The 14,205-nt window shown below is 45.5% G+C and carries 6 protein-coding genes; all 6 read left to right on the forward strand.

The genetic code is table 11. The annotated features are described in order from the left end of the window. Positions 1-218: 218 nt before the first annotated feature. The 6 genes from I8748_RS22080 (at position 219) to I8748_RS22105 (ending at position 13,899) form a co-directional block, all read left to right on the forward strand. On the forward strand, positions 219-5,444 hold the full coding sequence (locus I8748_RS22080) for a GAF domain-containing protein (RefSeq protein WP_198126693.1): 5,226 nt from the start codon (positions 219-221) through the stop codon (positions 5,442-5,444). Between the two features lie 119 nt (positions 5,445-5,563). Beyond that, on the forward strand, positions 5,564-8,728 hold the full coding sequence (locus I8748_RS22085; RefSeq protein WP_198126694.1) for a hybrid sensor histidine kinase/response regulator: 3,165 nt from the start codon (positions 5,564-5,566) through the stop codon (positions 8,726-8,728). Between the two features lie 35 nt (positions 8,729-8,763). Further along, positions 8,764-9,141, forward strand: a complete 378-nt coding sequence (locus I8748_RS22090; RefSeq protein ID WP_198126695.1) for a four helix bundle protein — start codon at positions 8,764-8,766, stop codon at positions 9,139-9,141. Positions 9,142-9,203: 62 nt separating this feature from the next. Then, positions 9,204-10,226 (forward strand): chemotaxis protein CheW, encoded by a 1,023-nt coding sequence (locus I8748_RS22095; RefSeq protein WP_198126696.1) that lies wholly within the window; start codon positions 9,204-9,206, stop codon positions 10,224-10,226. Positions 10,227-10,255: 29 nt separating this feature from the next. Beyond that, a complete protein-coding gene (locus I8748_RS22100) occupies positions 10,256-11,500 on the forward strand; it encodes a GAF domain-containing protein (RefSeq protein ID WP_198126697.1) in 1,245 nt (414 codons plus the stop codon). Positions 11,501-11,667: 167 nt separating this feature from the next. After that, positions 11,668-13,899, forward strand: coding sequence for a chemotaxis protein CheW (locus tag I8748_RS22105; protein ID WP_198126698.1), 2,232 nt, complete (start codon positions 11,668-11,670; stop codon positions 13,897-13,899). Positions 13,900-14,205: the final 306 nt, after the last annotated feature.

A 14,205-nucleotide genomic window follows, 5' to 3' on the forward strand; every position in this document is an offset into this window, starting at 1 on the left:
TTTCCTCTCTGCCAAAATTTATGAAAAAAGTAAAAAGATTTTTTACTCTTCGAGAAGCCTTACGGCTAAGAGACACGCAAGTGCAAGAAAAAATGTGTCCTTATCAAATCCTCTAAGTTCATTTATGTAAATTACCTTCTGCCTTCTGCCTCCTGCCCCCTGCCCCCTGCCCCCTGCCTCCTTAACTTACTTTGACAACCTTAATAGCAAGAAAGATTATGGTAACGCAACCCAATCTTACACCCAACCAACCACACTCAACTTCCAGCAACGGTCATACCGTTGGTTTACCTGCACAACAGCAAGTTATCTCCACTCTAGAAGAATTGAGAACTGAACTGGATCAAGCTGATTGGGTGGAAACAGGGCCATTGCGAGACAGAATCCGCAAATTAAAAGAACTGGTAAGTGTGTTGCCATATCAAGATGGAGAAGATGGATTAGAGATAGAGCAAATACAGGCGATCGCCAGCAAAATCCGCCAATTTTCCGATCTAAATACCTTGCTTACTACTGCTGTCATGGAGGTACAAAGCGCCCTGCAAGTCGATCGCGTGGTGCTGTATGAGTTTACTAATCCAACGCTGGGGATAGTTGCAGCAGAGGCCATGAGGGATGGCTTTACCCCAATGCTGAAGGAAAAACTGCCCGCGGTCACTTTTGGGTTAAGCTCTGTCAAGCTTTATCAACAAGAAAAATTAGTAGCAATTCCAGATACCTACACTGCAAGCTTGTCTCCTTACCAAAAGCAGCTCGTGGATCGGTTTCAGGTAAGAGCTTGTTTGAGCTTGCCAATCTTAACAAAAGATGGGGTTTGGGGTTTGTTGGTAGTACAGCAATGCACTGCACCTCGCCAGTGGCAGAATGCTGAAATTAAGTCACTAAAATTAATCGCGCAGGAATTAGAAGTGCAACTGCAAGTTGCCGCGATTCAAGCTACATTGCAACAAGAAGTGGAAAAAGACCAAATCCTTACTGGTGTAGCGAATAAAATTCTCCAGTCCAAAGATGTGGATACCATCTTTCGCGTTGCCACCCAAGAAGTACGACAGTCACTAAAATGCGATCGCGTGGCAATCTATCGTTTCCAGCCAGATTGGAGTGGGGAATTTATTGCTGAATCTGTTGGATCTGAGTGGGTTTCTCTGTTAGAAGAACAGCGAAACAATCCAGCAATTGTCAAGAACGTTAACTATTGCAGTGTTAGGAACTTTGCAGACGAAGGGGGATTGGTTGGGACAACAGGGCGATCGCACAGTGCAGATAGCTACATTCAGCACACCCAAGGCAAAACCTTCTATCGCGGAGAGATTTATCGAGTCACTAATGATATTTACAGTGCTAGTTTTTCAGACTGCTATATCAAAGTTTTAGAAAGCTATCAAGCCAAAGCATACATTATTGTTGCCATTTTCCAGGGAGAACAGTTGTGGGGCTTGCTCGCTGCTTATCAAAATTCGCAGCCTCGTCAGTGGAAAGATAGTGAAGTTCGACTGATGGTGCAGGTGGCATCTCTATCTAGTATTGCTATTCAACAGTTGCAATATCAGCAACAACTTTATCAACGCTCTGAAGAGTCAGCCAAACTAATTGAACGAGAACGTACTGTTTTCGGCATCATTGAAAAGATTGGGCAAGCAACGGATCTTCGTACCCTTTTCCGCATTACCACCCAAGAGTTGCGGCGATTTTTAAAATGCGATCGCGTTGTCGTTTATCAATTTTATCCAGACTGGAGTGGAGAAGTTATCGCTGAATCTGTGGCTGCTGGTTGGTCGTCACTATTTGAGATACAGGAACAAGACGGCATTTTAAAAACAGGTTTGATATCTTCAGAGCGTTGCCATGTTAAGGAGTATGGCTCTGCTATTAAACCGGATACAGATACCTATTTTAAGGAAACCCAGGGTGGAATTTACCCCAAAGGAACGCGCTTTTGCAAAGTCAACGATATTTATGCTGCTGGTTTTTCACCTTGCTATTTAGAAGCATTAGAGAAGTTCCAAGCCAAAGCATACATCATTGTTCCCATCTTCCGCGCTGGTAAGCTTTGGGGTTTGTTAGCAGCCTATCAAAATTCTGATGTCCGCAAATGGACTGAAGAAGAGACCGGTGCTTTGTTGCAGATCGGCGAACCGTTGAGCATTGCCCTCCAGCAAGCTGAATATATCGAACAGCTACGGTTAAAAAATCTTGAAATGACACAAGTAGCTGAAGTAGAAAACGCCATCGCACGCATGGCGGAGAGAATGCGTCAGTTCCAACAGCTAGAAACGCTCTACCGCACTACCTTGGCAGAATTGCGGCAGTTGTTCAAATGCGATCGCCTGGCAATCTATCGCTTCAACTCTGACTGGAGTGGTGAATTTATTGCTGAATCTGTAGGAAGTGACTGGGTGCCTCTGGTTGGCCCCGATATTAAGATCATCTGGGAAGACGAATACCTACAGCAAACCCAAGGCGGGCGCTATCGCAACAATGAAACCATTGCCGTTAATAACATCTATACTTTTGGTTATCCTCAGTGCTACATCGACCTACTGGAGCAGTTCCAGGTTAAAGCCTACATGATCACCCCTATTTTTACTGGAAACAAACTTTGGGGTTGGTTAGGAGCTTACCAAAATAGTGGGCCACGCCAGTGGAATTCCGAGGAGGTGCGATTGCTGACCAAATTGGGCATTCAGTTGGGTTTAAGTGTGCAGCAAGCCGAGTACATCGAACAACTGAAAACGAAGAATGCTGAGTTGGCGCGGGCAGCAGAAGAGGAACAGGTGCTGACAGCGATGGTGGAAAAAATTCGTCAAGCCCAGGATCTAGACACAATTTTTGAGAATGTGCTGCCAAGTTTACGCAAACAAATCCAGTGCGATCGCCTAGCAGTATTTCGCTTTCATCCTGACTGGAGTGTGGAGTTTGTTGCCGAATCCGTAAAAAATCAATGGCTGTCTTTAGCTGGTTCTGACATCAAAACGATTTGGATGGACGAACACTTACAAGAAACTCAAGGCGGACGCTATCGCAATTATGAAACCTTTGTTGTCGATGATATTTACGCTGTCGGTCACGTCCAGTGCTACCTAGAGATATTAGAAAAAATCCAGGCCAAGGCTTACACAATTGCTCCTATTTTCACTGGAAACAAACTTTGGGGCTTTTTAGGAGCATACCAAAATACTGGCCCTCGGCAGTGGAAATCCAAGGATGTGCAACTGTTGCGAAAACTAGCTTTGCAAATGGGTATAGGCTTGCAACAGGTTAAGTACATCGAACAGCTCAAAAAGAAGAATGCAGAGTTAGCGCGAACCGCAGAAGGGGAACGAGCCTTGACAAGGCTGGCAGAAAAAATTCGCCAAGCTCAAGAGCTAGATATAATTTTCCGCAATGCCCTACCAGAATTGCGATCGCACCTGGAATGCGATCGCCTAGCAGTGTATCGCTTCAATCCAGATTGGGGTGGGGAGTTTATTGCCGAATCCGTAAGTCGTGAATGGGTAGCTTTGGTTGGCCCGGATATCAAGACTGTATGGGAAGACGAACACCTACAACAAACTCAAGGTGGACGCTATCGCCACAACGAGACATTTGTGATCAATGACATTTACACTTCTAATCATGCCCAATGCCACATAAAAATTCTAGAGCAATTCCAGATGAGAGCCTATATCATCACCCCGATTATTGCTGGAAACAAGCTCTGGGGTTTATTAGGAGCATATCAAAATGACGGGCCGCGACAATGGCAAGATAATGAAATCAACTTGGTAGCGAAAATCGGCACACAGTTTGGGGTAGCCGTCCAGCAATCGCAATACTTACAACAAACCTTAAACAAGAATGAGGAACTGATAAAACTGGCAGAACGGGAAGTAGCAAACGCCCGATTTTCCTATCGCTTGCCAAGTCGGTTAACAGAGATGGCCCAAACTCATGGTAATGTTTTGGAATTTGTCCAGTTTGCCACCCACGAACTTCGTCAACTGCTGAAAGTAGATCGAGTTGGAGTTTACCGTTTTGAGCCTGATTGGTCTGGAGAATTTGTAGTTGAGTCTGTAACTGGGGATTGGCCTAAGCTTGTGGGAACTAGCCTTGCCAGAGTTAGAGATACCTTTCTCCAGTACAACAAAGGCGGACGTTATGCCCGCAAAGAAAGTTTGCGGGTTGACAATATATATAGTGTCGGTCATGACGAATGCCACATCCAATTGTTAGAAATGTGGGGAACTAAAGCCTACATGATTGCGCCGATTTTTCAAGAAGATCGGCTCTGGGGGCTGATGGGAGTTTATCAAAATAGCGCAGCGCGCCAGTGGGAGCAATCAGAGGAGGATGTTCTCAACCAAGCCAGCGTACAGATTGGTCTTGCCCTGAATCTTGCAGAGTACTTAAAACAGGTGCGTACTCAAGAGCAGCAACTAGCAGAAGCAGCAGAGCGCGATCGCACTGCACGGGAAAAACTGCAACAAGGAGCATTACGCGTTCTCCAGGCTTTGGAACCATCCTTCAGTGGCGATCTCACCGTTCGAGCGCCCCTATCTGAAGATGAAATTGGGACGATCGCCGATGGTTACAACACTACGATCCAAAGCTTGCGAGATTTGGTGCGACAAGTGCAGATTGCTGCTGGCAAGGTGAGTGAAAATTCCAGCCATAACACTACCTCAGTAGTGAAACTATCTGACCAAGCTCAGCAGCAGGTAGAACGGCTCGAAAACGCTCTAGAACAATTACAAATGATGGTAACTTCCACCCAGGTAGTCGCTGCTGATGCCCAAAAAGTAGGACAGGCGGTTCAAGAAGCTAATAGAACCGTCCAAGCTGGCGATTCTCTGATGGAAAGAACCGTAGATGGCATTTTGGAGATTCGGGAAACCGTGTCGGAAACAGCCAAGAAGATTAAACGCCTCGGTGAAGCTTCTCAGAAAATCTCGAAAGTAGTGAGTCTGATTGAAAACTTTGCCACTCAAACTAATTTGCTGGCACTCAATGCTGCCATCGAGGCTACCCGTGCCGGAGAGTATGGCAAAGGCTTTGCGGTGGTTGCAGATGAAGTTCGTTCCCTGGCTTATCAGTCAGCGAGTGCCACCACAGAAATTGAACGACTCGTGCAAGAAATTCAAACTGGCACCAACGAAGTTACCGAAGCCATGGAAGTCGGGATTACCCAAGTTGTCCAAGGCTCGAACTTAATCGATGAGACTCGTCATTCCCTGATTGCGATCGTGGCAGCTACCAACGAAATTGGCGGGCTGGTGCAAGGAATTACTCAAGCAGTTTCCACTCAAAGTCAGCAATCTCAGATATTGACAGAGGCGATGATGGATGTATCGGCGATCGCTCGCAAGACTTCCCAAAGTGCCATCCACATTTCCGAGTCTTTTGAGGAACTACGGATGACTTCACAACAACTGGAAACCAGCGTTAGCCAGTTCAAAGTTGACTAATACCAATTCGTAATTCGTAATTCGTAATTCGTAATTAAGAAAGCTAGACGGAATCTAGGTTTGGGGGTTTGAATGTGTTGCCTCATTTTAGAGAATTGGTATAATTTCGCAAAACTGTTATGAACACCGATCACAGTAATCAAGAGCAGTTAGAGCAGGCTTTTCTGGCTGAAGCGGCAGAGTTGTTGCAAACCATCGAACAGAGTCTGATCGGTTTACTTGATGAAAAAACCACAGAAAAAGTTCACGCCTTGATGCGAAGCGCCCATACTCTCAAAGGGAGTGCTGCCAGTGTTGGACAGGAAACGATTAAGACAATTGCCCATCATTTGGAAGATGTATTCCAGGCGTTATACCCTCAAGAATTGGCAATCGATCCAGAATTGGGTGCTTTGCTTCTAGATGCTTATGAGTGTCTGCGAACTCCCTTGAGCGCCACCTTGATGGGCTTATCCTACAATGAGGCAGAAATACTCGATAAAACTGCCTCAATCTTCGCCCAACTCCAACATAAACTAGGCGACTTTTTTGGTCGTGAGGCTCCGCTTCCCAGTTCGGAAGAACTTGGCTTTGACGTGGTAGAGTCAATCTTTTCGGGGAGTGTAACCCAGGATTTGCAACAGCTAGAAGCTGACATTCAAAGCCAAGATTCGCAGCAAATTCAAATAACACTCAACTCTCAAGCAGAATTTTTTGCCGAACTAGCAGCATCTTATAGCTTATTTGGATTGGAAGAAATAGCCCAGGCGACCCTAAACGCCCTCAAAGCACATCCAGACAAAGTACTGCAAATTGCTCAGGTGGCTTTAGAAAATTTTAAAGCGGCTCAAGCAGCAGTCCTTGCAGGCGATCGCATTCAAGGGGGAGAGATATCTCCACAATTGCGAGAATGGGCAGGGGTAACAACTCCTGCCCCAGAACCGCAAAGTCAGCCAGTTTCCATAGCTGCCCCACCCACACCAACGACTACAATTGAGAATCAGCCATCCCCCCTCCTCAGTGCCAGCGAAGCGGAATCAATTTGGTCGTTTTTCCCGAAGCGGAACGATCACTCCGTACCGAAAGCACCGGAGGTACTGGAATCTATTTCTCAAGATTCCCTAGTAGTCCCCTCTGCCATAGAGCGGATTTTACAGTCAATCTGGATAGGAGATCCACAGACATCCTGTCGATACTCAGACTCAGATCGACCGGTCTCTCCACCACCAGCACCAAGCCTCCAGGCTCAGTCATCGGCATCACTTCCTAGTATCCGAGTAGCGATAGAACAGCTAGATCGCCTCAGCCACACGATTGGGGAATTGCTAATCAACGAAAACCAACAAAACCTGCAATCTAACCACATCCACAAAGCAGCTCAAGACACTCTACTACAGTTTTTGTACTGTCAACAACAACTTAGTAAAGTTTCTACTTGGTCGGATCGACATTTGCTGCTTCCCGAACGCAAGCAGCGAAACATGCATGTATCTCCACGCTCAGTTATCTCTGCTTCCCCAACTGCCGAGGCACAATCCAATTTTGATGCCTTAGAAATGGATAACTATAGCGAGTTGCACATTCTCCTGCAAAATTTTACAGAAGACATGGTGCAATTAGGAGAACGAATTGAGACTTTTAATGCCTTAGTTCAGCAATCTCGCTTCAGTCTCGGAAAGCGCAAGCAACTGCTTTCAGGAGCGCAGGAAGATTTGCTGCAAGCCAGAATGGTGCCACTGGGAACAGTGTTGAATCGATTTCCCCGCCTCCTGCAACAGATGGTAGCAACTTATCATAAGCCTGTTGAACTCAAGCTTGGCGGTACTAAGGTACTAGTGGATAAAGCCATTTCTGAGCAGCTGTACGATCCCTTGCTGCACATGATTCGCAATGCCTTCGATCACGGCATTGAACCGGTAGAAACCCGCAGACAGCAGGGTAAACCAGAAACCGGAACAATTACAATTCAAGCCTATCATCAAGGCAATCGCACTACTATTGAGGTACGAGATGATGGTCGAGGTTTAAACTGGGAATCCATTCGTCAGCGGGGTATAGAAAAACACCTATTGACTCCCGAACAAGCCGCCTACGCCTCCGAAGACCAACTAGCAGAGTTATTATTTGAACCAGGCTTTTCTACCGCTAACCAAATTGGTGAGTTATCTGGCCGTGGTATCGGCTTAGATGTCGTTCGCACGCAATTGCAAGCTTTACAAGGTTCGATTGTGGTGCGATCGCTTTCAGGGCAGGGAACCACTTTCATTATGCAATTGCCTCTGAGCTTAACAACGGCACGCTTGCTCGTTTGTCAATCTCAAGGTATTACTTATGCCTTGCTGTCTGAAGGAATTAGCCAGGTTTTATTACCGCAGCCAGACCAGATTCAAGTGCAGCAATCTTTACACGGGCAAGGTATGCAAAAATTCTGGCAGTGGGGAGAAGGGCAAAATCAGCAACTAGTTCCCATCCGCCCGCTTGCCAATTTAGTGGATTACAAATATCCTTTATTCACCCAAGACCACAATTTAACCCTCAGTCCTTTTCCAGTCAAACAACGCAACACCGTCGAACCTCTGCTACTGTTGCAAACAGAGCAGCAATACCTGTGTTTGCAAGTCGATCAGATTTTAGTCGAGCAGGAATTAGTAATTAAATCCCTCGGTAGAGTCCTGACTTTACCTAGTTACATCCAAGGCTACAGCGTGTTGGGAAATGGTAGCCTCACCCTAACCATTGACCCGTTGGAGTTAGTTCGTCAAACCTGGGAGACAGATATAATGCCGACTTCCCAGGCATCAAGTCTGACAACTAAACTCTTACCCGCGACTGAGCCTGTTCTTACTCTAGAGGGGCAACACGAGCTAACTATAACCCAACCGCAGCCACAGCCAATGGAAGTCAATACAGCCGTTGCTCAACCTAACCGACTGACGGTGTTAGTGGTGGAAGATTCAGTTGTACAAAGGCAAAGTTTGGTGCAGACACTCCAGAAAGCCGATTATCAAGTGTTGCAAGCAGGCGATGGTCGAGAGGGAATCGCGCAAATGCTGCAACACGGTAATGTCAATTTAGTGATTTGTGACATTGAAATGCCACGTATGAATGGATTTGAGTTCTTAGAACACCATCGCCAAGACGAGCGTTTGTCCGGGATTCCTGTGGTGATGCTGACTACTCGTAGCGGACAGAAGCACCGCCAATTAGCTTTAGCTCTAGGGGCGAAAGCTTACCTGACCAAACCCTATTCCGAACAGAATTTCCTAGCCACTATCGCTGAACTGGTTAATAGCCCTTTGCGATAGGGGAAAGGGGAAAGGGGAAAGGGGAAAGGGAAGGAATGGAAAGGAAAAAAATTGAAACTTTTGAGGATTTAAAAGTATGGCAAAAAGGTATTGATTTAGTTAAACAAATATACTTAAGGACTAAGGAAGGTGAACTGAGTAAAGATTTTGGTTTAAGAGATCAGTTAAGACGTGCAACCGTATCAATACCTGCAAATATTGCAGAAGGATTTGAACGATATTCTCGCAAAGAATACTTAAACTTTCTAAATATTGCTAAAGGGTCTGCTGGTGAAGTTCGCAGTCTTTTAAGAGTAGCGTTAGAAGTGGGCTATATAGACCAACCAACTTATACACAACTTTCTAATCAAGCTATGGAGTTGAGCCGTATGCTATCTAATCAAATTCAATCTATAAATCAGTCATTAAAATAATAAAATTTTTCCCCCTTCCCCTTTCCCCTTCTTCATGAATTACGAATTACGAATTAGTATTTATGCTTAACACTCCCTTTCCGTTTAAGCGATTATCTGGCACTGTGAGCGAAACCGACTCATTACGAGTCGTTGTTTTTGCGATCGCAGACTATTTATTTGCCCTGCCAGTTGGTGCAGTTCTCAAGGTGATTGCTTGTCCTCCTATTAGCAGTACGGTTGAAAGTGGGATCGGGATGGTCGATTTGGGAGCGCAAACTATTACGATTGTGGACTTACGCCAGAAGTTAATTCCGCAATTACAAACCCAACAGACACACCAAGTTTCTGCGGTTGACACTTCAGGACGCTTTTTACTTCTGACTCAAACGCGGACTGGAGAACTTTGTGGCATTCCTGTGGACAAGCCCCCTGCTTTAATCGATATTCCTTTGGAAGCTGTGCGTCCGGTGCCTTGGTCTTATCGGCAAGTGGCGGAGTTAAACTTTGTTAGCCACATGGCTGTCTTGTCTGTAGCACCAAATGAAGAACCACTCAAAGTCCTGCTTCTAGGCATGAACCAGATATTGGCTGATAAGTTGGGGTTGCCTGGGGCAACTTCAACTTTGGCTTCTGGGTTGACATCATGCGAACAACGGCAAAGATTTCTGCGTTTTTCCTTGGGGAATCAAGGAAGTGGACTATTACCATTCCACTCAGTACTGGACATTATTCATGTCGCTAGCCAAGACATTTCTCCAGCCCCGGCCTTACCAAGTTGGATTTTAGGTTTCTATAATTGGCAACGACAGATGCTGCGGCTGGTTGACTTAGAACATTTGCTTGGTTATGCACCGCTTTTTAAGCGGCAGTCACGACCAGAAAAGCCAATAGTTCTGGTTGTCGAGCTGCAAAATCAGGTAGTCGGGTTTTTGGTCGCTCAAGTCTTAGATGTAGAGTGGCAGGATTTACAGCAAGCACAATCGGCGCCAACCGACTTTTCCCCCAACAAACTACTAAATTTTGTTCGAGGTATTCTGCCAGGCGATCGCTGGATTTTAGACACCAAAGCCATCGCCCAGACATTGCAATGGCAAACCCACTGATTTAACTTGATGCTGCCAAGGAGTTTTCCGTGACGATCGCAACTTTAAACCCGAATTTTGAAACCCAGCCTGACAATCAAATCCAGATAGAAGAAATTTTGGCTAATGTGGCTGTACTCAAAGCAGTCTTTCTATCTGCTAAGGGGCCAAAGGTCGCTCAATTGCAGCAGAAGGTAAGTCAAATCGAAGCTTTTATCCAAGCTTTGGCTAAGGATTCGCCCAGTGATAATGATGACAATGTGCAAAGGGCTTTTCATCTCCAGCGAGAACAACTTGCGGCGATCGAGCGGCAAATGCAGCAGGCAAAAGGTCAAACCGCACTTTTGGAGGCTACAGTCACCGCCCTACGAGGTGTTCTCAACGCCGATCGCGTCCTGATTTACCGTTTTGAGGAAGATAATCGCAGTCGAGCGATCGCTGAAGCCATACAAGCGGGTTGGACATCCCTACTCAACCAATCCCTACCGATAAATTTGTTTGTTACTAAACCCGATGTTGGTGACGGACAACACTTACTCAACAACCTAACTGAAGTATTAGAACTAACTTTGCGCCAACAGCAATTTTGGCAACGCTTTCAGGTGCAAGCTAGCCTGTGCTTGCCTTTGATTGTCAAACAACAGCCTTGGGGTTTGTTAGTTATTCATCATTGCCTTTCACCCCGCAAATGGCAGGAAGCAGAGCGCAGTTTGCTGCAACAAGTCGGAATGATCTTGACAATTAACTTGCACTCGGCTGAAATAGTAGCTCCACCTGCTCAACAACTTGAATCCCTCGATCGGTCTGAGTTACTAGTGCCATTTCAGCAAGTGAGCCAGACTGTAGAAGAAGGAGCAAGAATCGCCGAGTTTGCTAACGAGCATTTAATGTCTATTCAAGATACTGTTGCTATTACTAATAAACAGCTGCAATATCTTAGTGAATTTTGCCAGCAAGCTTCTGGCTTTGTTCGCCTTGTGGAAGGCTTGAGTAGCAAAATTCAGATTTTGTCTTTGAATACAGCCATCGAAGCAACAAAAGCTAGCGAGCAAGAACTAAGTTTGCTAGCTGCTGCCGAACAGGTGGAAATTCTCGCCCGTCAAGCCCGCGAAAGCACGCTCAATATAGAGGAATGGTTCCAAGAACTCCAGGTAGCAGCAGCAGACGTTGCTTCTGCTGTCGAACCGTGCGATCGCCAAATCAGTGCGGGGCTGGAGTCAATCGCGCAAATCCAGGAGCAATTTAGAGCGATCGCCCAGATTGCTGCTAGTAGCCTCAAATCAATAGACCTATGAGCAAAAGTAACTTTTGCAAGAGGGGGAAAGGGACTCATGTTAAAGGGAAAAGGGTTTTTATTAGCCCTTTCCCCTTTACCCCTTACCCTTTTCCCAACTTCTGCAAGAAGTCTAATGTCGAAGCCATAGAATTGTCACAAACCCCATAGAAACTGAGAGTTGCGTTCATGAGTACCGATTTTGTCCCCCAACCGCAGAACGACGATCGCTTTCTAGAAGAAGCGATCGATTTGTTACTGTTCTTGGAGCAGGAGTTGCCTAACTATACAAAAGACAGTAACCCCGGTACAGCTTTGGCTCTCATGGAAGCTGCTGGCTCTCTGCATTCGATTGCTATAGCAGCCGAGCTAGATACCATTGCGATAGTTGCGGCTGCACTAGAAGAGATTTTTCAGCTTTTGCATCAGTATCGGGCAACTATTGACGCCCCCATTGCCTCTTTGTTGTCGGAAGGATTAGATTGCCTACAGATGCTACTGATGGCATTTTTAACAGCCTCGAAAATTGACGAAGTAGAAATTCTCCAGCGTATGTCTGCCATTGTTGCTCGTCTGCAAGCAGAGTTTGGCGATTCCCAAGAAACAAACCTTGAGACATGGGTAGAGCAACCGCAGGAAAATCGATTAGTTATCCAGTTTAGCGATTCCTTGGCCGAGGTCGAATCTTCTGCATCTCTACCAGAGCAAGTTATGGTTGAAGACAAGGAAAGTTTTGACAGGGAACCAATAGCTGAAACTAGCCCTCAGTCTGGTAGCCTTTGTCACGTAGATACCGAGAGACTTCCCGCCAATGTAGGGGAAGTAGTAAACCTGGAGGAGGGAGATTTTCAGGCTTGGTTGGGGGATTTTTTCCTGCCTACTGAAATATCTGAAGCATCCCTAGTTAAATCTTTTGGCGATCGCCATCCACTCTCTTTGCAAGAATCCATTCCTACGATTGTTGCAGCAAGTATTCCAGCCGCCACACCAATCAATATTCAGCATCTCGAACAACTAAACGCGCTCCTTGCAACATTACTAATTAACTACGATCGGCAAGCTTGTCAGGAAGAACAACAGCAACATACCATCGGGCAGTTGCTTCGACAAGTTAAACGATTACAACGCCTGCTGGATAATCTACAGGAATGGTCAGGACGTTTAGCAGCAATTTCAGATACCCTTTCTCCTCTAGCTGCTTCTCGCTCTCACCAATTGTACAGTACTCTGCAATCTGTTTTAGCCCAAGCATCTCAAGTGGCATCAACTGTTCATTCCCTGAATAACGATCATCACCAACTCAAACAAGAACTCATACAGCAGGAAAAGTTGCTTAACCGTTCTGCTGATTTAGTCAAAAAAGTTACAACTATTCCTTTAAAAGTAGCCTTAGAACCGTTGCATCGGCTTTGGTCTCAGTTACAAGCTCTACAAGATAAGTCTGCTAGACTACATTTACAAATTAGCGATATCCAAGTCGATCGCGCGTTTAGCGATCGCCTCCGTATCCTCCTGTTGCATATAAGTTGCTATTTACTAGAGCAAAGTATTGAGTCTTGCCAAACACGCCAACAGCTAAGTAAAAATAGCAACGGTATTATTGAAATTGAAGTTTACCAGCAGGGAAATCAACTGATCGTTGATGGCTGTGATGATGGCGCAGGACTTAACTTATCTCAAATTTATCAACAAGCTTTAGCCCAAGGATTTGCCCTGACAAAACCAGGGGATATCTTACAAGTGACCGAGTTGGTACTTGAACCAGAGGTTTCATCTGTTTTGTGCGATCATGCTGCCTTAGAGTTAGGAGCAGAATTAACTGAAGTTTGCAAGCAATTAACAGCTATTCAAGGAAGAATAGTATTGAAGTCTAAAGCTGGACATGGTACAGCCTTCTCGCTGCAAATTCCCCTCGAACAAAAAATTGCTCAACTGATTGTCTGTCAAGCTAACTCCAGAGTCTATGCATTTGTTGCCGATTCCGTAGAGCAGATTTGTCTATCCCAGTCCGAACAAATTCTCCAAACTCAAGCGGGACGCATGTTATTTTTGCAGTCTTCTGGCGGTTCCAGTGGCTTCCTTCGTGGCGGTAGCGAGCATCCGACAACGGAAATGCTCGTCCCTATCCACTTACTAACTGATGTGCTGATTTGTCCTAACCACCTTCCCAGCCCAGTTACTACTTACAGTACAGATACACTAAATGCTTTCAAGCAGGATAAGCCGTTATTAGTATTTCGTTACTTAGACAAACTATGTGCTTTAGAAGTAGATTGCATCATCGGTAAGCAATCCTCTGCAATCCATCCTCTAGGGGAAGCAATCCCAGTTGCTCCTTATATCCAAGGAACTAGCGTTTTTGCCAATGGGCAACTTGGCCTGGTTTTGGATGGTCAACTTCTCACAAAATCTCTAACTTGAACGGTATTGATCTTTAACCTCAATTAAATTAATTACTCTACTCAGCGTTTTATATTTAATCATGTCTAACTACTTATCAAGTCAAGACTTATGCAAACAATAGCCCAAACCCTTATTTTCACGTAGCGGTAATTCATGAATTAGCGAATCAAGTGTGGGTTTTGCGTAATATCATGTCCGGTTAATTAGTTATGATTCCCACAGCCATTGCACCCCACCCCCAACCCCTCCCCTTACCAACGGGAGGGAGCAAAAGCGCAGCTTTGGCGGGGTGGGGTTCAGGGTTTAATAAGTATAGCTGGGGAC

Origin of the sequence: Amazonocrinis nigriterrae CENA67 (assembly GCF_016056305.1) — a bacterium.
GTDB classification, from domain to species: Bacteria; Cyanobacteriota; Cyanobacteriia; order Cyanobacteriales; family Nostocaceae; genus Amazonocrinis; species Amazonocrinis nigriterrae.